Genomic DNA, 24,306 nt, shown 5'->3' with positions numbered 1-24,306 from the left:
ATGGCTATCAGACAGTTTCTCGATGGAATCGAGCATCACTTTGAAAAGGGTGGCAAGTACGAGCGCTGGTATGCGCTTTACGAGGCGGTGGATACTATTTTCTACTCGCCGGCGAGTGTCACCTCCACCACCGCCCATGTGCGTGACGGGATTGACCTCAAGCGCATCATGATCACGGTTTGGTTGTGCACCTTCCCGGCAATGTTCTTCGGAATGTGGAACATCGGCTACCAGGCCAACAGTTTCCTGGCGTCCAACCCGGATGCCATGATTGCTGACGGCGGCCTGCGGACTGCCTTTATCCAGGCACTTGCCATCACCGGTTCCGGTGCGGGCGTATGGGACAACTTCGTTTACGGCATGGCGTACTTCGTGCCCATTTACTTCGTGACCTTCGTGGTCGGTGGTTTCTGGGAAGTGCTGTTTGCCACCGTGCGCCGTCACGAAGTGAACGAGGGTTTCTTTGTCACATCGGTCCTGTTTGCACTGATCTGCCCGCCCACCATTCCTCTCTGGCAGGTGGCCCTGGGCATCACCTTCGGCGTCGTGATCGGCAAGGAAGTGTTCGGCGGTACCGGCAAGAACTTCCTGAACCCGGCCCTGACCGGTCGTGCCTTCCTGTACTTCGCCTATCCGGCGCAGATTTCCGGCGACACCGTCTGGACTGCGGTTGACGGCTTCAGTGGCGCCACGGCGCTGAGCTGGGCCGCCAGTGGTGGTCTGGAAGCTCTGGAAGCTCAAATTGGCTGGATGAGCGCCTTCATGGGCACCATTCAGGGCTCGATGGGTGAGACCTCGACACTGGCCATTCTGATTGGTGGCCTGATCCTGTTGGGGATGAAGATTGCCTCCTATCGCATCGTCGGAGGTGTGTTGATCGGTATGATCGGCATGTCGCTGCTGCTAAACATCATAGGTTCCGAGACCAATCCGATGTTCGCGGTTCCGGCGCATTGGCATCTGGTCATGGGCGGGTTTGCCTTTGGCATGATGTTCATGGCGACGGATCCGGTGTCCGCCGCGATGACTGACACGGGTCGCTGGTGTTTCGGTATTCTGGTAGGCGTGATGACTGTGCTGATCCGCGTGATCAATCCGGCGTTCCCGGAAGGCATCATGCTTGCCATCCTGTTCGCAAACCTGTTCGCGCCATTGATGGACCATTACGTGGTTCAGGCCAACATCAAACGGAGGCTTGCTCGTGGCTAAAGCTAAAGAAACCGTCTCCCGCACGCTGATCGTTGCGCTGGTGCTGAGTATCGTGTTCTCTGTCGTGGTATCCACCGCGGCGGTCATGCTCAGACCTGCCCAGGTCAAGAATCAGCATCTTGATATGACAACGAACATTCTCTCTGCCGCAGGTATGCTGGATCAAGGCGATACTGCAGAGCAGATTTTGCAGAAATTCGAGAGTTTCGATGTTCGCCTGGTGGATTTGGATACTGGTAAATTTGTAAAGCCTTCCGCCGTTGGTGTTGCTGAGCCCATGAAATATGATATGTACAAGGCTGCCTCGGACCCTCAGTTGTCTACGGATATTCCTTCCTCGGAAGACAAGGCTGGCATCAAGCGCCGGCCGAATGTTGCCAGGGTGTATACGCTGAGCGAGAACGGAGAGCTAGTGCGTGTGGTACTGCCAATTCATGGTTATGGCCTCTGGTCTACATTGTATGGCTTCATTTCGCTGGAAGGTGATTTGAACACCATTGAAGGGCTTGGCTTTTACTCCCACGCCGAAACTCCGGGCCTCGGTGGGGAGGTAGACAATCCACGCTGGAAGTCGCAGTGGGTGGGGAAGAAAGTTTATGATGGTGATCGCACTGAACCGCAGATCAAACTGGTTAAAGGTGGCGTAAACGTTGATGCAAAAAAAAGGCAGCATAAAGTGGATGCTCTGTCCGGGGCAACGTTGACCAGTCGCGGCGTTGAGCAACTGGTTAACTACTGGATGGGCGACCGCGGATACGCGCCGTTCCTGCAAAAACTTCGTGAAGGGGAGGTCTGATCATGGCAGATGCATCAGCCAAACAGGTTCTCTTCGAACCGATCTTCAGCAATAACCCGATTGCCCTGCAGATCCTGGGCATCTGTTCAGCGCTGGCGGTTACCACCAGCATGAACGTTACACTTGTTATGTGCGCGGCGGTTATTGCCGTTACCGCATTTTCCAACCTGGCCGTGTCCCTGGTACGCACCCAGATTCCGGGCAGTATCCGGATCATCGTGCAGATGACCATTATCGCCTCCCTGGTAATCGTGGTTGACCAGGTGCTCAAGGCCTATGCCTACGAGATTTCCAAGCAGCTCTCAGTGTTCGTTGGTCTGATTATCACCAACTGCATCGTTATGGGCCGCGCGGAAGGCTTTGCCATGAAGAACGGCCCCTGGCTGAGCTTCCTGGACGGCGTTGGTAACGGTCTGGGCTACTCGGTACTCCTGATCTTCGTTGCCTTCTTCCGTGAATTGCTGGGCGCCGGCTCACTGTTCGGTGTCTCCCTGATGCCGGTGGTGAACGAAGGTGGCTGGTACATTCCTAACGGCTTGTTGCTGCTGCCGCCGAGTGCGTTCTTTATTATCGGCCTGGCGATCTGGGGTCTGCGGACCTGGAAGCCGGAGCAGGTTGAAGAGCCGGACTATAAAATGTCTCGCCATGTCGCCAAGGAGGCCTTCTGATGGAGCATTATATCAGCTTGATTCTGAAGGCTGTTTTTGTTGAAAACATGGCGCTGGCCTTCTTCCTGGGGATGTGTACCTTCCTGGCCATCTCCAAGAAGATCGAGGCCGCAACCGGTCTTGGCATTGCCGTGGTGGTCGTGCTGACGGTCACCGTTCCGGTGAACAACCTGCTGTACAACAGCGTTCTGCGCGAAGGCGCCCTGGATTGGGCTGGCCTGCCGAACGTAGACCTGAGCTTTCTCGGATTGCTGACGTATATCGGGGTAATCGCGGCGATTGTTCAGATCATGGAAATGGTACTGGACAAGTATATCCCGGCACTCTACGCCGCTCTGGGTGTGTTCCTGCCACTGATTACAGTGAACTGCGCCATTCTGGGTGCCTCGCTGTTCATGGTGGAGCGTGACTACACCTTCGGCGAGAGTGTGGTGTATGGCTTCGGCGCCGGCCTTGGCTGGGCCCTGGCGATCATTGCCCTGGCGGGTATCCGCGAGAAGCTGAAGTACAGTGACGTTCCGGAAGGCCTGCGTGGCCTGGGTATCACCTTCATTACTGTTGGTCTGATGTCCCTGGGCTTCATGTCCTTCTCCGGTATCTCACTGTAATTCACCCGGTGATTCGGTTTAACGAAAAGGCGAGACCATGAATACAGAAATTATTCTCGGCGTGGTCATGTTCACCGTTATCGTTCTGGCCCTGGTCGCAGTGATTCTTGCGGCCCGGTCCAGGCTGGTAAGCACCGGTGATGTGACCATTGAGATCAACGATGATCCAGAACACACGCTGAAGACCGAAGCCGGCGGCAAGCTGCTCGGTACTCTGGCAAACAGTGGTATTTTCCTCTCCTCTGCCTGCGGTGGCGGCGGTACCTGCGCCCAGTGCAAGTGCAAGGTTCTGGAAGGCGGCGGTGCCATGCTGCCAACAGAGAAGACCCACTTCACCAACCGTGAAGAGAAAGAAGGCTGGCGCCTGTCCTGTCAGGTTCCTGTCAAACAGGATATGAAGGTGGAAGTGCCGGAGGAGTTCTTCGGCGTGAAGAAGTGGGAATGTGAGGTTGTCTCCAACCACAACGTGGCTACCTTCATCAAAGAACTCGTACTCAAGCTGCCTGAAGGTGAGGAAGTGGACTTCCGTGCCGGCGGCTATGTTCAGCTTGAGTGCCCTCCCTACGAAATCGACTTCAAGGATTTCGACATCGAGGAAGAGTTCCACGAGGACTGGGACAAGCACAACATCTGGCGCTACAAGGCGGTCAACAAGGAAGAGACCATCCGGGCCTATTCAATGGCGAACTATCCGGAAGAAAAGGGTGTTCTCAAGTTCAATATTCGTATCGCTACGCCGCCTCCGGGCACGAACCATAACCCGGGCATCATGTCGAGCTATGTGTTCAACCTGAAGCCAGGAGACAAGGTGACAGTGATGGGACCGTTCGGTGAGTTCTTCGCCAAGAAGACTGACGCGGAAATGGTCTTCATCGGTGGCGGTGCCGGCATGGCGCCCATGCGTTCCCATATCTTCGATCAGCTCAAGCGCCTGAACTCCAAGCGCAAGATCAGCTTCTGGTATGGTGCGCGTAGTGTTCGCGAGATGTTCTACGTGGAGGATTTCGACGGGCTGCAGGAAGAGAACGACAACTTCGAGTGGCACGTAGCTCTTTCCGATGCACTGCCGGAAGATAACTGGGAAGGCCCCACAGGGTTTATCCACAACGTATTGTACGAGAACTATCTGAAGGACCATCCGGCTCCGGAAGACTGTGAGTACTACATGTGTGGGCCCCCAATCATGAACGCGTCCTGCATCAAGATGCTGAAAGATCTGGGTGTAGAGGATGAAAACATCATGCTGGATGACTTTGGAGGCTAAGCAGTTCTGATGACATTCAGCATTGTACGACCCGCCAGGGTGGCCCTGGCCAGCGCTTTTACAGCGCTGGCCTTTGCCGTTCTGGCGGGTTGTTCGTTTGAGCCAGAGGAAAAAATCTGGGAAATCTCCGGACCTGTCTTCGGCACCAGCTACCACATCAATGTCGTATTGACCGAGGATCAGGAGAGGCTTGAAACTCTGGCCAGCGGTATCGATGAGGTGCTCGAAGGGGTTGATGCGTCAATGTCGACCTGGCGCGAGGATTCGGAGCTGTCCCGTTTCAATCAACGATCCGATCAATCCGAGTGGGTTCCGGTGTCAGCGGACTTGCTCCGTGTTCTTCAGAAGGCTGAAGAGATCTCAACGATGACCGCTGGTGCCTTTGATGTGACCATCGGCCCGGTGGTAAATCTTTGGGGGTTCGGCCCCGAGGCGCGCCCGGAGCAGATTCCGTCAGAAGAATCTCTCTCCAGGGCTCTTGCCGCCACTGGCTTCGAGAAGCTCGAGCTGCGGGTCGATCCGCCCGCCGTGCGTGCGACACCACCGCAATATGTGGATCTGTCGGCTATCGCCAAGGGATACGGTGTAGATGCGGTTGCCCGTTTTCTTGAGAGCGAAGGCGTGGAGGCGTACCTGGTGGAGATTGGCGGAGAGGTTAGCGTCAATGGCCGTAAACCTGATGGCAGCACCTGGCGACTGGCCATAGAACAGCCGATGGCGGAAGGGCGCGCGGTAAACCGCGTGGTGGCGCTGGAATCACGTGCTATGGCAACATCAGGTGATTATCGTAATTATTACGAATCGGAAGGGCGTCGGTATTCCCATACAATAGATCCTGAAACGGGTGAGCCAATTGCTCACAAACTGGCATCAGTAACCGTTATCGCGGACGATTGTATGACGGCAGATGCTCTGGCAACCGGTTTTAATGTGATGGGCTACGAGCGGGCAAATGAGCTCGCGGTAAGGGAAAATATCCCGGCCTATTTTATTGTCAGGACGGATGAAGGCTTCGAGACGCACCAGACGCCGGCCTTTTCGTCCTACGTGACTCAATGAGGGGAGGGCAACATGGGTACCTTTCTTTTGGTTCTTTTCATCGTGGTTTTGCTGGTTGCAGCCATGTCTATTGGCGTGATCCTCGGGCGCAAGCCCATCAGCGGAACCTGCGGCGGTATTGGCGCGCTTGGTATCAGCCAGTCCTGTGATATCTGCGGTGGTAATACCCAGAAGTGCGAAGAAGAAAACGAACGGTTGGCCAACGAGGGTAAAGAGCCCGAGGCTCTGGCTTACGACGCCAGCAAGGCCAGCAAGCACTGATCTGTTTTTGACAATTACAACCATCTTTTCACGACGTAGATAAGGAGTCACTGCGCGCATGGCAGAACATCATTACGACGTCGTCGTTATCGGCGCCGGTCCGTCCGGCGAAGGCGCGGCGATGAATGCGACGAAACACGGCAAACGTGTCGCGATCATCGAAGACAAGCCTACCGTTGGCGGGAACTGCACCCACTGGGGCACCATTCCTTCCAAGGCGCTGCGCCACTCCGTCAAACAGATCATTACGTTCAACACCAACCAGATGTTCCGGGATATCGGGGAGCCTCGCTGGTTCTCTTTCCCGCGAGTGCTTCAGAATGCCCAGAAGGTCATCGGCAAGCAGGTCAAGCTCCGGACGCAGTTCTACTCTCGCAATCGCGTGGATTTGATAAACGGCCGGGCCTTTTTTGTCGACCAGAACCGCATAGAAGTCCGGGGTAGCAAGTCCTCCGAGACGCTGCACTTCAAGCAGGCGATCATCGCCACCGGTTCCAGGCCCTACCTGCCACCCGATGTGGACTTCCGTCATCACCGTATCTATAACTCCGACACCATCCTGAATCTGTCTCATACCCCCAGAACCCTGATTATCTATGGCGCTGGCGTTATCGGTTCTGAATATGCCTCGATTTTTGCAGGGTTGGGCGTGAAAGTGGATTTGATCAACCCGGGTAGCCGTCTGTTGTCCTTCCTGGATGACGAGATCTCCGACGCCCTGAGTTACCACCTGCGGAATAATGGCGTTCTGGTTCGCCACAACGAGCAGTACGAGTCGGTTGTGGGCGACGACCACGGTGTGGTGTTGTCGCTTCAATCGGGCAAGAAAATCCGTGCGGATGCATTCCTGTGGTGCAATGGTCGCAGCGGGAACACCGAGAAGCTGGGCCTCGAAAATATCGGTCTGGAACCCAATGGCCGTGGGCAACTGGCCGTTGACGAGCACTATCGCACCGAAGTGGACAACATCTACGCGGCGGGCGACGTGATCGGCTGGCCAAGTCTGGCAAGCGCCGCTTATGACCAGGGCCGCTCTGCATCCTCGGATATTGTGGATGACGCATACTTCCGCTTTGTGTCGGATGTGCCGACCGGGATTTACACCATTCCGGAAATCAGTTCCGTCGGCAAAACCGAGCGTGAATTGACCGAAGCCAAGGTGCCCTACGAGGTTGGGCAGGCGTTCTTCAAGGATCTGGCCCGTGCGCAGATCACCGGAGAAGCGGTCGGCATGCTGAAAATCCTGTTTCACCGGGAGACCCGCGAGATTCTGGGTATCCACTGTTTCGGTGACCAGGCAGCAGAAATCGTCCACATCGGCCAGGCGATCATGAACCAGAAAGGAGAGGCCAACTCTCTGAACTACTTCATTAATACCACGTTCAACTACCCGACCATGGCGGAAGCCTACCGGGTTGCGGCATTGAATGGCCTGAACAGAATTTTCTAGGCTGCCTACGAAAAAGGGGCCAGATGAAATCGCTCATCTGACCCCTTTTCGTTTTTCAATCTCCTGGTTTCAGCCTGCTGACACGGCCTCCTGGTTGGCCGACACGCCCTCGTGACTCTGTGGTAACGACAGCGCCGATCTGGCCCGGTTATCGAAAAACATACGGGTGCTTGTCGGGTAATCGGTAATGATGCTGTCCACTCCCATCTCTTCCAGTTGCAACATGTCGTGAATCCGGTTCACCGTCCAGGTGGACACGTGCATGCCCTTTCGATGGGCTTTTTCAACCAGCGCTTTCGAGCAAAGCTTCCAGTTGATGCAGAGATACTCACAGCCGAGTTGGCCCGCAATGCTCAAGGGGCGCGGGAATTTGCGCTCTGCGACCAGGCCGATGCGGATGTTCTTGTTCCGCCGCCGGATCTGTTTCAGAAACCAGGTGTCGGAAGAGGTTATGGCCACCGTCTGATACAGATTGCGTCGCTGTATAACCTCTGTCAGGCGATTGCTGAGAATGTTCAGGCGCTGACGCGTGTCTTTTTTGACTTCCAGTTGCAGGTGTTCGAGGTCGTCGAACCGGTCCAGAAGGTCTTCCAGCGCGGGAATTCCCGTGGGTGTGGGCCAGGAGCTGGTGTTTCTTCGCGCATCCATGGCAGCCAGTTCGGCGGCCGTGTACTGACTGATACTGCCTTTCTGGCTGGTCGTGCGGTCAACCGAAAGATCGTGCACCAATACCGGCTTGCCGTCCTTTGACAATACGAGATCCAGTTCAAAATGCCGGATACCGTGCCGGTAAGCATGCGTAAATCCCGGAAGGGTGTTTTCGGGAGCTTCTCCCTTGGCGCCTCTGTGTCCGTAGACAATCATTCCGCTGCATCATCCTTCAGGCGTTGGTAAATGGCCTGGCGCTTCTTCCAGGTGTCGTGGCAAAGGCGTATGTCTTCGAGGTACGCCGGCAGCTCGTTCATCAGCAGGGCCTGGGGGCCGTCCACCAGGGCTCTTTCCGGCTTGGGGTGGAAATCCACGAGCACCATGTTGGCACCGGCGACGACGCCCTGGGCGGTCGCGTGCATGACATCAAGGATGCCGTCCGGAGACTGCTCGCGGCTGCCCACCGAATGGGAAGGATCCGCACAGACTGGCATACGGGTAAGGCGCTTGACCGCCGGCACATGGGCGAAATCCACCATGTTCCGATGGGGCTGGCCGGCTTCGGTTTTCATGCCCCTCAGGCAGAAGATGACATTAGCGTTGCCTTCGCTGGCCAGATACTCGGCAGCGTTGAGGGATTCATTCAGGGTAATCCCGAACCCGCGTTTGAGCAGTACCGGATAGGTACTCTGGCGGCCAATGGCCTTGAGCAGCTCGAAGTTCTGGGTATTGCGGGTGCCCACCTGCAGCATTACACCGGTGGGACGGCCAAGCTTTTCGAGGCAGTTGTCGATTTCCTCAATGTGGCTCTCATGAGTGATCTCCATGGCGATAACCTTGATGCCGTGTTTCCCCGCCTTTTCAAACACCCAGGGGAGGCAGCCCTTGCCGTGGCCCTGGAATGAATAGGGGTTGGTGCGCGGCTTGTAGGCGCCCATTCGTGTGCAGACTTCCCCATGGTCTTCCAGGGCCTGCATCATCATGTCGACGTGTTCGGGCACATCAACCGCGCATAGCCCGGCAAAGATGTTCAGATTGGATTGACTGAACTCGACGCCGTTGTAGTTGAAGCCGCTTTGCCGTCGATCGTCCCGGTGGCGTCCAAGAATACGGTAGTCGTCCGAAATGCGTATGGCCCGTTCGACCGCAGGCAGGGCTTCGATCTCTTCCTTGTTCAGGGGCTTGGTGTCCCCGAGAAGATAGATTTCGGTCAGCCTCTGGGTGGCGCCCTGAACCTCATGAACCCGAACCGACACGTTCGGGAGATTCTCGAGGTAGTGCATGGTCTGTCGGTATTCTTCGCTGTCCAGAGCGGTATTCGGATGAAGAATCGCTAGCATGCTGTCTCCTTTTAAGAACCGGCGTCTTGCGCCCGGTGCCGCGCCTGCATGAACTCCCGATGATTAAGATGCAGCAGGTCTGCCATGCGGCGAATAAGGTGTTCTTCGTACTTGTCGATGCGGCCATCCGCAAAGGCCACGCGCCAGATGCTTTCGAGCAGGGCCTGTTTTCCTTCCTGGTCCAGGTACTCGTTGATCTGGCCGGTAAATTCATAGAGCGACGTGGCATCGTCTGCGTGGCTAAGGGCGTCTTCCAGAATTTCCTCGGCTTCGGCCTGGGTTACCTGATGTGCTTTTACTGCGCCATCAACAATGGCCTGCAGTTCGCGCTCGTCTTCATCCTGGTCGACACGGGAAAGCTGAACCATCAATGCCGTGGCAGCCACTGCGAGCTGATGGTTATCGGGCTTCTCGCGTTCAGCTTCCGGTGCCGCAAACAATTTTTTCAGGCGCTCGATCATGATCGGACAGTCCCACTTCTGTGTTTGGTTTGAGGCGCCGCGTCAGGCCGCCCTGGCCAGCTGCCGGACCCGGTTCTCCAGTTCAATCTGGTCGGCTGTGAACCGGCGGATACCATCGGCCAGCTTCTCGGTAGCCATAGCGTCCTCGTTGGATTCCCAGCGGAACAGTTTCTCGTCGATGGTGCCAAACTGATCCGGTGAGCTGGCGGTGTCGGCGACCAGTCGACGCGGCAGATCGCCCAGGTCGTCCTGCAACTCCTGCAGCAGGGTAGGGCTTATGGTCAGGCGGTCACAGCCAGCCAGCATTTCAATTTCGCCGGTGTTCCGGAAACTGGCGCCCATCACCACCGTTTTAAAGCCGTTGGCCTTGTAGTAATTGTAGATACGGGATACCGAAAGCACCCCCGGATCCTCTGCAGCCGGGTAGCTGTCCCGGCCAGTGCTGGCCAGGTGCCAGTCCAGAATTCGACCAACAAAGGGCGAGATCAGGAATGCACCGGCCTGGGCACAGGCGGCGGCCTGAATGAAAGAAAACAGCAACGTCAGGTTGCAGTGAATGCCTTCTTTCTCCAGTTGCTCGGCCGCCCGGATGCCTTCCCAGGTAGAAGCAATCTTGATCAGTACGCGACTGGTGTCGACGCCCTGCTTGTCGTACAGCTCAACCAGGCGGCGGGCGCGCTCAAGCGTACCGGCGGTATCAAAGGACAAACGGGCATCCACCTCCGTCGAAACCACACCGGGAATCAGGTTCAGGATTTCTCGGCCGGCGAGTACGGCCAGCATATCAGTGGCCATGGTCAGCTGCTCGGCGTCTGAGCCGCCATGCCGCCGGGCTTCTGCCACAGCCTTGTCCAGCATCGGCCGGTAAGCGTCAGAAGCGGCAGCTTTGAGTAGCAGGGATGGATTAGTGGTGGCATCTTCCGGCCGCCACTTCGCAATGGCTTCGATATCGCCGGTATCCGCTACCACCGTGGTCATGGTCTTCAGTTGGTCGAGCTTGCTGGTCATTCGTCCTGTCGTCCCGGTTGATCTGTTATTGGTGCGCCCGAATCCCGGGCGCTGGCTATATGCCTACAATAACGGGCCGCTCTGACAGGAACAAGACAACAAAAGGTATGGTGGCAATTGCCTGCGATTAAGCTTCGGCAATCTCCGGCGCCGCCGGTTCACGAACCTTTTCCAGAGCGGTTTCGATCACTTCCAGGCCAGCACCGGATTTATGGGCGTTCTCGCTGATATAGCGACGGAACTGCCGACCGCCAGGTTGGCCGTGGAACAGGCCGAGAAGGTGCCTGGACATGTGAGTCAGGAATACGCCGCGCTCAAGTTCGCTCCCTATGAACGGAAGCATGGCCCGAAGTGCCTGATGCCGGGTTTCTACCGGCGCTGCCTCCCCGAAGAACTCCGGATCGACGCCTGCCAGCAGCCAGGGATTGTGGTACGCCTCCCGACCCAGCATCACGCCGTCGGTATGCCGGAGATGCTCGTGGCACTCATCGAAGGTCTTGATGCCGCCGTTGATGATGATTTCCAGGTGCGGGTATTTCGCTTTCAGCCGGTAGACCCAGTCGTATTTAAGCGGAGGGACTTCCCGGTTTTCCTTGGGGCTCAGGCCTTCAAGAATCGCGATCCGGGCGTGTACGATAAAGGTCCGGCAGCCAGCTTCCGACACTTTTTCCACGAATTCGCAGAGATCGTCCCAGGACTCCCGCCCATCAATACCGATTCGATGCTTCACGGTGACTGGCAGCTCGGTTGCTTCAATCATGGCGCGCACGCCCTCTGCCACCTTGTCCGGATGGCCCATCAGGCAGGCACCGATCATGTTGTTCTGAACACGATCGCTGGGGCAACCGACGTTCAGGTTAACCTCATCGAAGCCGTATTGCTGTGCCAGCCTGGCACAGTGGGCAAGTTCGCCGGCATCGCTGCCACCCAGCTGAAGGGCCAGTGGGTACTCGGCCTCATCGTGGCGCAGAAAGCGCGCGGTGTCGCCATGAATCAGTGCGCCGGTGGTGACCATCTCGGTGTAGAGCAGGGTATGCCGGCTAAGCTGGCGCGCCAGATAACGGTAGTGACTGGTGGTCCAGTCCATCATCGGGGCCACGCAGAAGCGGCGGGAGGGGCCGGAGTTGTGCAGCAGGGTGTCCTCAGATGGTATTCCAGACATTGCGTACCTGTTGTCGACGAAAAACGGGTGACGAAAAGAACTACGTTGAAACCAAGAGTCGTAGTTTAACAGGCATTGGTTTCCGATTTCCGTAAGGCTTTGGCGAAATCCATAACAGGCTTCAGGCTGCTCGTTTCAAATAGTTGCGGAGAAAATTGAAGTAGATTAGAGCGTCTCGAGTGGAGAACAGCTGGGGCTTGAATCCACCATAGAGTTTGTTGATGTAATTGCCCGGAACCTCGGGAAGCTTCGCCAGAGCCATTGCCCAATCGTCAAACTGGCGATGATCGATTTGCTCGTACTGAATCAGGCGAACATCCTGGTGGCGAGGATCGGCAGTGATGCCAAGGTAAAGTCTGTTGACAGCCTCTTCCTCACCTTCCAAAACCTGCATGAAATTGAACTGATCATAAGCCAGCAGGCCGGTGATGCCGTCCCGCTCGTTTCTTTTGATGGATTCCGCGAGGATGTCGTCTAAATCGGATTCCTGCAGATGCGAAGAAACGCTGCTGAAATAGATAAGCCTGCAAAGTCTGGGCTTCGATGCGTCCATAGCAAAAAACCTCCCTGAAGGAGAAGCACTCCTTCTGCTATGATCTCATGCTTGTTTAACTGTACTCCCATAAAACCCAAGTAAACAACCTTGCCCTGGAGTTTGAACGTATGCCCCTGATGGTGCAGGCTCTGCTGCCGGTATTTGTCCTGATCATGCTGGGGCATGTGTTCCGCCGCATTGACTTTCCGGGCGGCGATTTCTGGCCCCAGGCGGAGCGGTTTACCTACTACGTGCTGTTTCCGGCCATGTTGGTCTTCAAGCTGGGGCAGGCCAGGTTGCCGGCTTCCGCTTATGGTGACATTGCATTGCTCATTGGCGCCATGCTGATCGCGATGACGCTGATCCTGGCGATTGCCCAATGGTTCTGGCGCTGGTCCGGCCCGGTTTTTTCTTCGGTTTACCAGGGGGCTATCCGGTTCAATTCCTACGTGGGCCTGGCGGCTGGCGGCATGCTGCTCGGCGATCAGGGCCTGTCCCTCTCGGCGATCGCAGTTGCCATCATGGTGCCGTTGCTGAATCTGCTGTGCATACTGATGTTTTCACTGGTGGCCACGGAAGGGCCGGTGAGGCTGGTGCCAGTATTCAAGGCGATTGTGACCAATCCTCTTATAGTGGGCTCGGTGATTGGCGTGGTCTGGAGTTTCTTCGAAATCGGATTTCATCCGCTGATCGGCGGCATTCTCGAGCCGCTAAGCAATCTGGCGTTGCCGATGGGTTTGATGACGGTTGGCGCCGGGCTTCAGCTCAAGGCCCTCAGAGGCGCTTCACTGCCGTTTATTGTGTCATCGGCGCTGAAGTTGGTCGGATTTCCGCTGATGACTGCGGGGCTGGCCTCGTTGCTGGGTCTTGAGGGAATGATGGTTCAGGTGGTCGTGCTGTTGTCGGCGCTCCCCACGGCCACCTCTGCCTACATTCTGGCTCGACAGCTTGGTGGCGATGCCCCCCTGATGGCGGGCATCATCAGTGGTCAGACCTTGCTGGCCATCGTCACCATACCTTTAATGCTCAGTATTCTCTGGTAGGCACTTGAGCACCGCGTCGACAATGCTGTGCTGGAAGTTGTTGTAACCTTCTGGCGTTGCCGCGATGTCAGTGGCCAGAGGGTCCCAGGTGCTGAAGGTCACGTCCAGGCTCTCGGTGATCGAGCGCCACCACTGCCGGTTGAACTGCGGTTCGGTCAGGAGGCAGGGATGGTTTGCGTTGCGCAGTTTTTCCTGCACTTCCGCGATATGCCGGGCCCCTGGCGACAGCTCCGGGTTCAGTGTCAGAACGCCCTCGAGTTTCAGTTCATAGTGTTCGGCAAATCGGGTAAAGGCGTCGTGATAGGCGAACAGGCTGATTTCGTGCGCCGGTGCAAGGCGGTCCCGGATAGTGGCATCGGTTTCTCGAACGCTGGCTTTGAACTGCTCGAAATTCTCGTTTAACGCGCCAGCGTCAACACCTTTCAGTCCTGAGAGAGCATCCCGGATCGTCCCGGCCATTTCGATGGCCAGTTCGGGATCCAGCCAGATGTGCGGGTCTTCGCCGTCTCCGTGATCATGGCCGTGTCCGTGCCCCTCGTTGTGGTGTTCTTCCTCCTTGGCCTCCTCTTCGTGGGCATGGCCATGGTGATCGTCCGCGTGGTCGTCGTGCGCGTGTTCATCGTGGTTAACTTCCCCGGGTTCGTGCTCGGCATCCATGAGCGCGACCGTTCGACCGCTGAATTCCTGCCCTGCCAGAAGGCGATTAAGGAAGGTTTCCATGTCGGGCCCGACCCAGAAAATCACGTCGGCGTTTTCCAGGGCCCGGCGCTGGGATGGCTTCATGGTGTAATTGTGGGGGCTGGAGCCGGGCGGGACGAGACTCGTTGTCTGCATGTCTTCCGTGGCGATCGCACTGACGATCAGCTCAACCGGTTTGATGGAAGTAACAATGCGGGTCTCGGCCTGCAGGGCACTGTGAAACAAAAGGGTGCCGGCTCCGAGTGCAATAGAAAGTGCTTTTCCGGTAACGCGCATGATAAAAGAGATCCTGCGATGCTGATGTGTAATGTTATAATATAACAAACTCGGCCGGGGCCGGCAAAAGAAACTTCTTACTTAGTATTTCTGGTGTGCTCGTTAACTTCCTGATCATGCGAAACCTGCCGTTGGCCGGTATAATGCCCGCTTTATCAAACGGCCACCGATTTTTCAGGAAGGTTTCATGACTGTACGTACCCGAATTGCTCCGTCACCCACGGGAGACCCTCACGTTGGTACCGCCTACGTGGCCCTGTTCAACCTGTGCTTTGCCCGTCAGCACGGCGGCCAGTTTATCCTGCGTATCGAAGACACCGACCAGGCCCGCAGTACCGCAGAATCCGAGCAGGACATTCTCAAGGCGCTGCGCTGGCTCGGTCTGAACTGGGACGAAGGCCCCGACGTGGGTGGTCCTCACGGCCCCTATCGCCAGTCCGAGCGCAAGCACTCGTACCGGCAGTATGCCGAGGATCTGGTGACGGCCGGCCACGCATTTTATTGCTTCCGCACACCGGATGAGCTGGAAGCCATTCGGGAAGAACGCAAGGCCCAGGGCCTGAACCCGGGTATCAAGGGCGATCTGGAGCTGCCCGAGGACGAAGTGAAGCGCCGCCTCGATGCAGGTGAACCATACGTGATTCGTATGAAAGTGCCCGATGAGGGCGTCTGCGAGATCGACGACATGCTTCGGGGCACCATTGAGATCGACTGGGCTCAGGTGGACTGCCAGATTCTGCTCAAGTCCGATGGCATGCCCACTTATCACCTGGCGAATGTGGTTGATGATCACCTTATGGAAATCACCCACGTTCTGCGTGGTGAGGAGTGGATCAACTCGGCGCCCAAGCACAAGCTGCTGTATCAGTATTTTGGCTGGGATATGCCGGTGCTGTGTCACCTTCCGCTGCTGCGCAACCCGGACAAGAGCAAACTGTCCAAGCGCAAGAACCCGACCAGCATCAATTTCTATGAGCGCATGGGCTTTCTGCCGGAGGCCGTCACCAACTATCTGGGGCGCATGGGCTGGTCCATGCCGGACGAGCGGGAAAAGTTCACCCTGGATGAGATGATCGAGAACTTCGACATCCAGCGAGTTTCCCTTGGTGGTCCGGTGTTTGACGTGGAGAAGCTCCGATGGCTGAACGGCCAGTGGCTGCGCGAAGAGCTGACTGAAGAGCAGTTCATGGAGCGCATGCGCCAGTGGTGGTTCAATGAGGATGCCCTGCGTGCTCTGGTGCCCCACATCAAGGGCAGGGCAGAGGTGTTTTCGGATGTGGCGCCCATGGCCCAGTTCATGTTCTCCGGCATGCTCAACCTGAGGCCGGAAGACTTTGCCCACAACAAGCTGGAGGAAGCCCAGATCAAGCGGGTTCTTCAGTTCACGCTCTGGAAGCTTGAAGCGCAGCGACACTGGAGCAAGGAGACCATCTTCGCGGATATCAAGGCGTTGGCCAAAGCCATGGACCTGAAGATGGGTGACTTCATGTTCTCCATTTTTGTGGCGGTTGCTGGCACCCCGAATTCCTGGTCTGTCATGGATTCCATGGCGCTGCTGGGCCCGGACATGACCCGTTCAAGGCTTCGGCATGCCCTGGAAGTGATGGGTGGATTCTCCAAGAAGGAAACCAAGAAGGTGGAAAAGGAATACGCGGCTCTGGGTATTCATTAACCGCTTTGGTGAATTAATAAACGGCTTGAACAGGGATGTTCAGAAAACTGAAAAAAAGTGTGTTTCAGAGGTTGACGCCCATAGGGCGGATCCTTAATATACGCAGCCGTTGAGGGGCCATAGCTCAGCTGGGAGAGCGCAACACTGGCAGTGTTGAGGTCGGCGGTTCGATCCCGCCTGGCTCCACCAATTTCTAGTCCCCTTCGTCTAGTGGCCTAGGACTCCGCCCTTTCACGGCGGCAACAGGGGTTCGAACCCCCTAGGGGACGCCAATACGGCTTGACGGTTTAGTCCACCGGGAAGCCATCAAAAAAACCGCCTTCTGGCGGTTTTTTTGTGTCTGAATGTCGGGTCAGACAACAATGGGGTCAAATGAAATTTCCATCTGACCCCGGATTTATTCAGCGCTCGGCAATGGCACCCTTCCCAACACCCTCATAAGCCTTCACCCGGATGGTGTCTGTCGCGAACTCCACCTTGAGCTTGTCGGCCATGTGGGCGGCAATCAGCTCCACCGTGGTGTCGGTATCCAGCATGTACACGCGATCCTCTGGCAGGGTCAGTGCAAACTCGCCCTGGTTGGCCTCGTATTCGAAGGTCACATAGCGAACGCCGTCTTCGCCAACATGGCGACGCACCACATCCTCCTCGGACCCCACGTAGATATCCCGCCAGAGCTTGGCCCAGCGGCGCTCCAGATCGTAATCGCGGTGGCCGTTCCGGTCGATACGAATCGGTGATCGATGGCCGTGGGCGATGCGCTGGCAGTTGCCCAGGTGTTTCTTAAGGCCGTGGACATAGTGGTAGTAAGCACCATCGATTTCCTCTTCCCGGAGATTGATCTCCACGGAAATCACGTTGGCCGGAAGCACGGCCTTTATTTCCTGTTCCAGCAAAGAGGCCACGGCCGAGGGCACAACCCGGTCGGCGGACAACCAGACAATGGCCTCGTCCGGTGAGCGGTGAATGATCTGGCTGCCGTCCGTGAGAGCCCAGGTAAAAGTGTCTGGCTGCTCCTCACTCCAGGACAGCCCCTGGTAGCCGCGGGGAATCACCAGACGATGGTCAACACGCTCATCGATCACCCGCTTGATGGTGCGTTTTACGTTACTGAAGTCGAACACCATGCCCTGTTCGTCCAGCTCCCCGCCAAGCACCACATCCGCAATCCAGCTTTCACCCACCAGCCCACGGGTCGGGTCCAGGTAGGCAAAATCGATAACGGTCAGGTTGTCTACAAACAGATGGTTCATCAAATTTCCAGGCGGGTGTGGTTGATTGATGGCCGAATTCTAGCAAAAATCACCGAATACAGCAGTCTGGCGGTTGGCCACTGCTTCATTTCTTTTTGCTATCGGACTCATCATTTTAAACCTCGACTCGCACATTGATCAGCAATTTCCGGTACTGATACTGGCGGCCGGTGCCTCGAGCCGCCTCGGTCGGCCGAAAGCCCTCCTGCCGCTGGCTTCTGGTGACGGGACAGACACGGACTGCCGTAACCGCACATTGTTGGACGCCGCCATTGCCCAAGGCCGAATCCTCAGCCCGGAAGTTCGAGTGGTGTGTGGGGCCTGGTACCCGCTCATACGCTTTCGTTGTCGGAGGCAACCTTCTTCCTGGTTGCGGGCGCCGGATTGGCAGGAGGGCATCTCGGCATCTCTGTCAGCGGGACTTCGCAGCCTGGGGCCAGCGGTAAAGGGCGTATTTGTTCTGGTGGCGGACCAGCCGTTACTGGATCTGAACGCCCTCGAGGCCTTTGGCAAGGCGGCCCGCTGTGTACCGGAACAGCCCATCGCTGCAGATTACGGTGGCCGGCCGGGTGTGCCCGCCTATTTACCCAGATGGCTCTGGCCGCTGGTGTTGGATCTGGAGGGGGATAGGGGCGCCGGGCGACTGCTCGCAGAGGTGCGTGCAACCCGGGTAGATATTCCGGGGATCCACGATGATGTGGACACCCCGGCAGACTGGCACAGGATCAGGACCCTGCTCAACCGAACAGGCCAGACAGCCAGGCAATCCCGACGCTGAAGATGCCGAGACTTATGGCAAGACCAATGGTGTAGACCCGGGACGATGCCGAGCGCTGCTGCGCAACAAAAAGGTCGATTGTGCGCTGGGCTATGTCTTCAGCGGTTTCCCTCGAGATCTCGTGGGCTTGCTGAATAGCCTCGGACTGAAGGGTTTGCCAGAACTCGGTATCAATCGTCTGCACACTCGTGATGTGATCTTTCAGCTCGGCCATATGCTCGCTCGTGAAGCCGGAATTCTTTTTCAGCTCCTTCTTGAGCACGGCAAGTTCGCTGCCAAGGTTCAGGTTGACCTCCGCGGCAACTTCGTCCCGCAGATTTTTGGTCCGTTCGTCGACCATTTCGGTGACGGCGTTCAGGCGTTCCTCAATCACCGCGTCCTGTTTGCTTCGGGATTCATCCAGAGCCCGCTTCAGGTGATCGAACTGCTCGTCAAAGAGGGAACTGAGCAGTTCGTGGAGGCGGTTGTTGATGTGAGTTTTGACTGCGGAACGGGCGATCTGCTCAATCAACTCGCTGGTCAAGGGCACCACATTGGCTTGCGGGTTGCTCCGGCTGGCTGAATCGCCCGTCTTGGGCGACAGTTCCACCGACGCATCTGCAGGTACGTTCAGCAGTTCGTCCTCTTCCGCGGCAGCCGGCTCAGATTGCAGCGGTGGCTCCGGCAAGTTTCCGCCTGTGACGTCACTGGCCAGCTGGTCCAAAACCTCTTTGAGGCCCTCCGTTTGCGGCGGTTTAGTGAGGATGTTGTAAACACCGAAGTTCCTGGCCTCCTCCATGAATGATGACGATTTTTTGGATGTGCACATGATGATGGGGATGCCGGCGGTCTCCGGGTTGCCCTTGATGGCTTTGGTCGCCTCTACGCCATTCATCCCCGGCATTAGATGGTCCATGAAGATGACATCCGGACGCCCCTGGCTGTTCAGGAAATCGAGGGCCTCCTCGGCCGAGCCAGCCATATTGACTTCCATATCGCGACTTTCCAGCAGTTTGCTCAGGGCAAATCGGGCCACCTTGGAGTCATCTACCAGCAGAGCGTTCTTGATCGCCATGTCACTACCTCAATCGTTTACTGCAAACGCGTTTGTTATCGGGCCGTTATGATTACCAGCCTTCCAGTTTCGGGCACTCTGTGGCCCGGTAGCTCTTGTCCCGATAACAGACACCGGGTTCAGTGGTTCGGGCAGTGAAAATTTCCCCTGCCGCTGTGGTCAGGCGTACCTGTCCGTAGGGCTCGCCATGACGGAATGTCGCTTCGATCGAGCTGCCGTTGGGATTCTTCAGCAAGCCCTTACCGTGGAACTTTCCTTCAATGTATTCGCCCTCGTATTTCTTGCCGCTGGCGAAGACCTCTGCCCCGGTGCCATGGAAGGCGCCGTTGGAAAATTCGCCTTCGTAATGGCGACCGTCGGGGTAGGTGAGTGTGCCGGTGCCATGAAATTCGTCGTTCCGGAAGCCGCCGACGTAGAGCATGCCATCCGCGGTGGTCAGGGAACCGTGGCCATTAAGCTGTCCGTCCTTCCAGTGGCCGGTCAGTATGTCGCCGTTTGCCAGTGTAAGCGTGCCTTTGCCGTTAAACTGGTTGTCCCGGAATTCGCCGGAATAGCGCGAGCCGTCGGCACTGCGCCATTCACCGTCGCCCTCGCGGTTGCCTGCAGACCAGCCTCCCTCGTAACGGCCACCGTCGGGATACCACGCGGTGCCCTGGCCGTGGAATTCACCATCCACGAAATGCCCCTCGTAGCGCAGTCCATCGTTGTCCTGGTAGGTGCCATCACCGGTCTTCACGCCACCGATCCAGATCCCGTCACGGAAATTCACCGTGGTCAGAGCCTCCAGTTCGCCCACCAGAGTCACCTCATTGCCGGCTTTCAGGGCAATGGAGCGGTTCCAGGGTTTGAAACCTGGCTTGGTGATGGTGACCTCGTAGCGGCCCGGGTCCAGCTCAAGATCCAGGCGGGTCGCGCCATATTCCTTGCCGTTGATGGTGACCTGATCGCCGACAACGTTTGAGCGTAGTACCAGCAGCGCCTGCGTCGGTGGCTGGGGTTCCTGCTGTTTTTCCGGTTGTTGCGGATTTGCCGGGGCGGTGTCTGTTCTCGTTGCCAATACCGATGGCGGTTCAGCTACCGCCAGAACCTCCGGGTTCTCCGGCATGGATGGCACGGTAAACGGAGTGGCTTCCACCACGGGTGGGCGCGACTCCCGGGCAGCCTGTTTGGTTCTGGCGGATGCCTCCGGAACAGGCTCTGGGGCCGGCTCGGGCTCGGTAGTAATAGAGGCAACAGCTTGATCCGTCGAGGGTGGTTCGAAGGCTTCTGTTATCTGAAGGTCATCCCGAACCGAGGCAAACCCGGCGGTTACCAGCAGCATGAGCGCCAGGGCATTGACGAACAGAAGCGGTCTGAAATCGACCATGACGGAACCTCTTGATCCTGCATTCTTGGAATTCTGTCTACCGGTTCATCTTACCCAGTGAGTGCAACGCTATGTAACAGAAAGTGACGGGGAGTTACCGAGAATGCAGGCCAAATCACACTTTATCCGGAAGCTGATCATGGTTGAGCTGCTCCCATGATCTCATGTACACGTCGGCTTCGTATTGATAAGGCGATTTGAAAGGGGTTAGCACGAAATCGAAGACGAGAAAGAAAAACCCGATAGAAGCCCACGCGATGGCCAGGGTGCTAATGGTCGTTGCCTGTACCTCCGGGTTCGAGTCGACGAAATTCTGTAACACCGGAATCAGATCCGATGCCATCCCAACCGGGTTGAAGCTGGCCATCACCAGTGGCACCCAGAAGGCGATGAAGATCGGGAAGAATCCGAATGACCAGAGCAATCGGCGGAGCAGATAAAGGGCAACTTCCCGCCAGAAGCGCTGTCTGACTTCCGGTACTTTCCGGATCCGCTCGAGGTACCGCCGACGTTCTGCCCAGTAGGCGGCTACTTCCGGGGCCTCAACGGCCTTTGATTGAGGTGCAGGTGTTGTCATGTACGGCGCGGTACCCTATAGCTTCTGGAGTGATGCATGATAAGCGATACTACGTGTTACCCTACAATTCTCCAATTGTTTAAAGACAGGATAGTTTGAATGGCTGCAGTGATCGACAACGCAACTCATCCGGCCTTTGAGAAACTTCGCAGTCACCGGATCGATACACTCAATCTCGAGGTCGAGGAGTATCGTCACAAGAAGACTGGCGCCCGCCATCTGCATCTGGCAGCCGACAACGACGAAAACGTGTTTTTCGTTGCCCTGCGTACCTTCCCGATGGATTCCACCGGGGTGGCGCATATTCTGGAACACACGGCATTGTGTGGCAGCGAGCGTTTCCCGGTTCGTGATCCGTTCTTCATGATGATTCGGCGGTCACTGAACACGTTCATGAACGCTTTCACCAGCAGCGACTGGACGGCCTATCCCTTCGCCAGCATAAACCGAAAGGATTTCGACAACCTTCTGTCGGTTTACCTGGATTGTGTATTTTTCTCCAAGCTCGATCCGCTGGATTTTGCGCAGGAAGGTCATCGCCTTGAGTTCGATAAGCCGGAAGATCCGTCCACCGACCTGGTTTATCGGGGTGTTGTCTACAACGAGATGAAAGGCGCCATGAGTTCGCCCACGTCCCAGCTGTGGCAGAACCTCAGCAGCCACCTTTTCCCGACCACGACCTATCACTACAACAGCGGTGGCGAGCCCGACCACATCGTGGATCTGAGCTACGACGACCTGCTGCAGTTCTACCGCCACCACTATCACCCCAGCAACGCGATATTTGCCACCTACGGCGATATCCCGGCTCATGAGCATCATGAGAAGTTTGAAGAGCTGGCGCTGAAACGGTTCGACCGGCTGGACATCGATCTTCCGGTTCGCGACGAGAAGCGCATGTTCGCCCCGGTCAGGGTAGAGCAGGGCTATGCGGTCAACGAAGGCGAGGGGACCGACAACAAGACTCACATCGTTGTGGGCTGGTTGCTGGGCCACAGTTTTGATTTGCAGGAGAACCTGGAGGGTCAACTGCTCTCTGCGGTACTGCTGGAAAACAGTGCCTCACCACTGATGCGAGCCCTGGAAACCACGGATCTTGGTCATGCACCTTCGCCCATGTGTGGTCTGGAAGACTCCAACCGTGAAATGACCTTTGTTTGCGGCATCGAAGGCAGCGAGCCGGACAAGCACAAGGATCTGGAAGCCCTGCTCGAGTCCACGCTGCTCAAGGTCGTGGAGGAGGGCGTCAGCCAGGAACGTCTGGAAGCCATCCTGCATCAGCTCGAACTGCACCAGCGGGAAATTGCTGGTGACCAGTTCCCGTACGGCCTGCAGCTGATCATGAGTGCCATTGCACCCATGGTGCACGGCGGTGATCCGGTTGAATTGCTGGATCTGGAGCCGGTCCTGGCAACGCTCCGGGAGAAAATCCGGGACCCGCAATACGTGCCGGATCTGATCCGCCGCAAGCTTCTTGAGAACCCGCACCGGGTCACCCTGACCCTGCGGCCGGATGAAAAGCTCGAGTCCCGCCGGCAGGAAGCCATCCGTGAAGCGCTGGCCCGTCGCAAGGCCGAGCTTACCGATGACGAGGTCCGGATGATTGTCGACCGGGCCAGGGCGCTGGAAGAACGCCAGATGCAGAAGGACGATGACTCCATTCTGCCAAAGGTGGATCTGTCAGACGTGCCTCTGCAGATGCCAGAGCCGGAAGGGCGTTATGACGGCGACATTTCGGCAACCGTTTATGCCCGTGGTACCAACGGTCTGGTTTACGAGCAGATTGTTGTCCCGGTGCCGGCGCTGACCGAAGAGGAGCTGCTTCTGGTGCCTTACTACACCACGCTGATTTCCGAAGTGGGTTGTGGTGATCTGGACTACCTGCAAATGCAGGATCGTATCTCTGCGGAGTCTGGTGGTATCGGCGCAGCGTTCAGCGCCAAAGGCCGGATTGATGACGTTCAGGCGCTGTCCGGTTACATCATCTTCAACGGCAAGGCTCTGGCCCGTAATCGCAGTGAGTTGACCCGTCTTCTACGGGATGTCTACACCAGTGCCCGCTTCGATGAGAAAGAGCGAATCCGGGAGATCATTGCGCAGATCCGGGCCCGTCGCGAGCAGGCCGTAACCGGCAGTGGCCATGCACTGGCCATGGGCGCGGCTTCACAGGGTATGAGTCCGGGTGCCTGGCTTTCTTTCCGGCTGGGTGGTCTTGCCGGTATTCGCGGCACCAAGCAGCTCGATCAGGCCCTGAAGGATCCAGAGGAATTGACGGCGCTCTGTGACAAGCTTTCTGCATTGCACGAGAAAATCGGCAAGCAGGGTCGGGAGTTCCTGGTGATTGGTGAAGAGGATCAGCTCCCGGCGATGGTTGATGATCTGAAATCCTGCTGGCGTGATGCCTCTGGAGCGGGCATTGCAGGCTGGAAAATGGAACCGGTCAATTACACTACCCGTGAGGCGTGGCTGACTTCTACCCAGGTTAACTTCTGCTCCAAGGCCTACAGCACTGTCGCTGTGGATCATCCCGATGCGGCGGCACTGACCGTGCTGGGTGGTTTCTTGCGTAACGGTTATCTGCACCGAGCCATTCGGGAGAAGGGTGGCGCTTACGGTGGCGGCGCCGGGCAGGACAGCGTGAATGGCACGTTCCGGTTCTTCTCCTACCGTGATCCGCGCCTGGAGGAAACGCTGGACGATTTCGACGCGGCCCTTGCGTGGCTTCAGGACAATGACCACGACTATCAGGAGCTTGAAGAGTCGATTCTTGGTGTAATTGGTCAACTCGACAGGCCCAGATCGCCTGCGGGCGCTGCTCGCCATGCTTTTCACAACAAGCTGTTTGGGCGAAGTCCGGAGCAGCGTGCCAGGTTCCGGGAGCGGGTGCTGTCCGTCACCCTGGATGACCTGAAGCGTGTGGCCAGAACCTGGCTGGTGCCGGAGAAAGCCAGTACGGCCGTGGTAACCAGTCCGGAAAACCGGGCCAGGGCCGAGAAGCTTGGCCTGAACATTCAGGAACTGTAAAGCCAAAACAAAAGAGGCCAGATGAAGTGTTCATCTGGCCTCTTTTTGGTCTGGCCCCTTTCTTATTCTGCCCCGATGACGCCCTCCAGCCGTCT

General features: G+C 57.0%; 23 protein-coding genes and 2 tRNA genes. 14 read left to right on the top strand and 11 right to left on the bottom strand.

Features of this window, described 5'->3' with window-relative positions; all coding sequences use genetic code 11:
- From AC5JQH_RS02330 to sthA, 8 genes are read left to right on the top strand one after another with little or no spacing between them, the layout of a single operon-like run.
- A complete protein-coding gene (locus tag AC5JQH_RS02330; RefSeq protein WP_008175069.1) occupies window positions 1-1,209 on the top strand; it encodes an NADH:ubiquinone reductase (Na(+)-transporting) subunit B in 1,209 nt (402 codons plus the stop codon).
- Window positions 1,202-2,005, top strand: coding sequence for a Na(+)-translocating NADH-quinone reductase subunit C (locus tag AC5JQH_RS02325; protein WP_053112423.1), 804 nt, complete (start codon window positions 1,202-1,204; stop codon window positions 2,003-2,005). Before AC5JQH_RS02330 ends, AC5JQH_RS02325 begins: the two co-directional genes overlap by 8 nt.
- A 2-nt stretch (window positions 2,006-2,007) precedes the next feature.
- Window positions 2,008-2,673, top strand: a complete 666-nt coding sequence (locus AC5JQH_RS02320) for an NADH:ubiquinone reductase (Na(+)-transporting) subunit D (RefSeq protein ID WP_008175066.1) — start codon at window positions 2,008-2,010, stop codon at window positions 2,671-2,673.
- Window positions 2,673-3,281 carry an NADH:ubiquinone reductase (Na(+)-transporting) subunit E gene (gene nqrE / locus AC5JQH_RS02315; RefSeq protein ID WP_008175064.1) on the top strand — a complete coding sequence of 203 codons (609 nt, stop codon included), beginning with the start codon at window positions 2,673-2,675 and terminating at the stop codon, window positions 3,279-3,281. Before AC5JQH_RS02320 ends, nqrE begins: the two co-directional genes overlap by 1 nt.
- A gap of 37 nt (window positions 3,282-3,318) precedes the next feature.
- Entirely contained in the window at window positions 3,319-4,545 is a 1,227-nt protein-coding gene (gene nqrF / locus AC5JQH_RS02310; protein WP_493805239.1) for an NADH:ubiquinone reductase (Na(+)-transporting) subunit F, read from the top strand.
- A gap of 9 nt (window positions 4,546-4,554) precedes the next feature.
- Window positions 4,555-5,604, top strand: a complete 1,050-nt coding sequence (locus tag AC5JQH_RS02305; protein WP_008175059.1) for an FAD:protein FMN transferase — start codon at window positions 4,555-4,557, stop codon at window positions 5,602-5,604.
- 12 nt (window positions 5,605-5,616) lie between these two features.
- Window positions 5,617-5,865: a (Na+)-NQR maturation NqrM gene (gene nqrM, locus AC5JQH_RS02300; RefSeq protein WP_008175057.1), complete on the top strand. Its 249-nt coding sequence runs from the start codon at window positions 5,617-5,619 to the stop codon at window positions 5,863-5,865.
- A gap of 58 nt (window positions 5,866-5,923) precedes the next feature.
- Window positions 5,924-7,315 (top strand): Si-specific NAD(P)(+) transhydrogenase, encoded by a 1,392-nt coding sequence (sthA, locus tag AC5JQH_RS02295; RefSeq protein ID WP_405420434.1) that lies wholly within the window; start codon window positions 5,924-5,926, stop codon window positions 7,313-7,315.
- A 69-nt stretch (window positions 7,316-7,384) separates the two neighbouring features.
- On the opposite strand, the gene AC5JQH_RS02290 is transcribed toward sthA, so the two are convergent.
- The 6 genes from AC5JQH_RS02290 to AC5JQH_RS02265 form a co-directional block, all read right to left on the bottom strand.
- Window positions 7,385-8,179, bottom strand: coding sequence for a glycerophosphodiester phosphodiesterase (locus AC5JQH_RS02290; RefSeq protein ID WP_405420431.1), 795 nt, complete (start codon window positions 8,177-8,179; stop codon window positions 7,385-7,387).
- A complete protein-coding gene (locus AC5JQH_RS02285) occupies window positions 8,176-9,303 on the bottom strand; it encodes a 3-deoxy-7-phosphoheptulonate synthase (protein WP_493805238.1) in 1,128 nt (375 codons plus the stop codon). The genes AC5JQH_RS02290 and AC5JQH_RS02285 overlap by 4 nt, the downstream gene beginning before the upstream one ends.
- Window positions 9,304-9,314: 11 nt before the next feature.
- Window positions 9,315-9,764 (bottom strand): tellurite resistance TerB family protein, encoded by a 450-nt coding sequence (locus tag AC5JQH_RS02280; protein ID WP_008175048.1) that lies wholly within the window; start codon window positions 9,762-9,764, stop codon window positions 9,315-9,317.
- A gap of 42 nt (window positions 9,765-9,806) precedes the next feature.
- Window positions 9,807-10,772 carry a transaldolase gene (tal, locus tag AC5JQH_RS02275; RefSeq protein WP_008175047.1) on the bottom strand — a complete coding sequence of 322 codons (966 nt, stop codon included), beginning with the start codon at window positions 10,770-10,772 and terminating at the stop codon, window positions 9,807-9,809.
- A gap of 127 nt (window positions 10,773-10,899) precedes the next feature.
- Entirely contained in the window at window positions 10,900-11,934 is a 1,035-nt protein-coding gene (gene dusA, locus AC5JQH_RS02270) for a tRNA dihydrouridine(20/20a) synthase DusA (RefSeq protein ID WP_008175046.1), read from the bottom strand.
- A 121-nt stretch (window positions 11,935-12,055) separates the two neighbouring features.
- Window positions 12,056-12,487 carry a BLUF domain-containing protein gene (locus AC5JQH_RS02265; protein ID WP_008175045.1) on the bottom strand — a complete coding sequence of 144 codons (432 nt, stop codon included), beginning with the start codon at window positions 12,485-12,487 and terminating at the stop codon, window positions 12,056-12,058.
- Window positions 12,488-12,597: 110 nt separating this feature from the next.
- Between AC5JQH_RS02265 and AC5JQH_RS02260 the strand changes: the two genes are divergently transcribed.
- Complete coding sequence (locus AC5JQH_RS02260; RefSeq protein ID WP_008175044.1) at window positions 12,598-13,512, top strand: AEC family transporter; 915 nt, start codon at window positions 12,598-12,600, stop codon at window positions 13,510-13,512.
- Here AC5JQH_RS02260 and AC5JQH_RS02255 read toward each other — a convergent pair.
- A complete protein-coding gene (locus AC5JQH_RS02255) occupies window positions 13,489-14,487 on the bottom strand; it encodes a zinc ABC transporter substrate-binding protein (RefSeq protein ID WP_053112417.1) in 999 nt (332 codons plus the stop codon). The genes AC5JQH_RS02260 and AC5JQH_RS02255 overlap by 24 nt on opposite strands.
- A gap of 187 nt (window positions 14,488-14,674) precedes the next feature.
- Between AC5JQH_RS02255 and gltX the strand changes: the two genes are divergently transcribed.
- The 3 genes from gltX (at window position 14,675) to AC5JQH_RS02240 (ending at window position 16,431) form a co-directional block, all read left to right on the top strand.
- Window positions 14,675-16,159, top strand: a complete 1,485-nt coding sequence (gltX, locus tag AC5JQH_RS02250; protein WP_008175038.1) for a glutamate--tRNA ligase — start codon at window positions 14,675-14,677, stop codon at window positions 16,157-16,159.
- A gap of 113 nt (window positions 16,160-16,272) precedes the next feature.
- Window positions 16,273-16,348: transfer RNA gene (locus AC5JQH_RS02245), tRNA-Ala, on the top strand.
- Between the two features lie 7 nt (window positions 16,349-16,355).
- Window positions 16,356-16,431, top strand: a tRNA-Glu gene (locus AC5JQH_RS02240).
- A 129-nt stretch (window positions 16,432-16,560) separates the two neighbouring features.
- Here the strand turns inward: AC5JQH_RS02240 and AC5JQH_RS02235 are convergent.
- Window positions 16,561-17,412, bottom strand: coding sequence for a 6-carboxytetrahydropterin synthase (locus AC5JQH_RS02235; RefSeq protein ID WP_092029916.1), 852 nt, complete (start codon window positions 17,410-17,412; stop codon window positions 16,561-16,563).
- A gap of 73 nt (window positions 17,413-17,485) precedes the next feature.
- Here AC5JQH_RS02235 and AC5JQH_RS02230 point away from each other — a divergent pair, with 73 nt between their 5' ends.
- Window positions 17,486-18,190, top strand: coding sequence for a nucleotidyltransferase family protein (locus AC5JQH_RS02230; protein ID WP_008175034.1), 705 nt, complete (start codon window positions 17,486-17,488; stop codon window positions 18,188-18,190).
- Here the strand turns inward: AC5JQH_RS02230 and AC5JQH_RS02225 are convergent.
- The 3 genes from AC5JQH_RS02225 to AC5JQH_RS02215 all read right to left on the bottom strand — a co-directional run bounded on the left by AC5JQH_RS02225 (window position 18,150) and on the right by AC5JQH_RS02215 (window position 21,187).
- Window positions 18,150-19,244, bottom strand: a complete 1,095-nt coding sequence (locus AC5JQH_RS02225) for a response regulator (RefSeq protein ID WP_008175032.1) — start codon at window positions 19,242-19,244, stop codon at window positions 18,150-18,152. The genes AC5JQH_RS02230 and AC5JQH_RS02225 overlap by 41 nt on opposite strands.
- Before the next feature lie 52 nt (window positions 19,245-19,296).
- Window positions 19,297-20,610: an MORN repeat-containing protein gene (locus AC5JQH_RS02220; protein WP_008175029.1), complete on the bottom strand. Its 1,314-nt coding sequence runs from the start codon at window positions 20,608-20,610 to the stop codon at window positions 19,297-19,299.
- Between the two features lie 115 nt (window positions 20,611-20,725).
- Window positions 20,726-21,187 (bottom strand): hypothetical protein, encoded by a 462-nt coding sequence (locus AC5JQH_RS02215; protein WP_493805237.1) that lies wholly within the window; start codon window positions 21,185-21,187, stop codon window positions 20,726-20,728.
- 99 nt (window positions 21,188-21,286) lie between these two features.
- Here AC5JQH_RS02215 and AC5JQH_RS02210 point away from each other — a divergent pair, with 99 nt between their 5' ends.
- On the top strand, window positions 21,287-24,211 hold the full coding sequence (locus AC5JQH_RS02210) for an insulinase family protein (protein WP_008175025.1): 2,925 nt from the start codon (window positions 21,287-21,289) through the stop codon (window positions 24,209-24,211).
- Window positions 24,212-24,306: the final 95 nt, after the last annotated feature.

Source organism: Marinobacter sp. H13 (assembly GCF_059072335.1).
The sequence above is the reverse complement of the archived record's forward strand: the minus strand, read 5'-3'. Positions and strand labels throughout refer to the sequence as shown.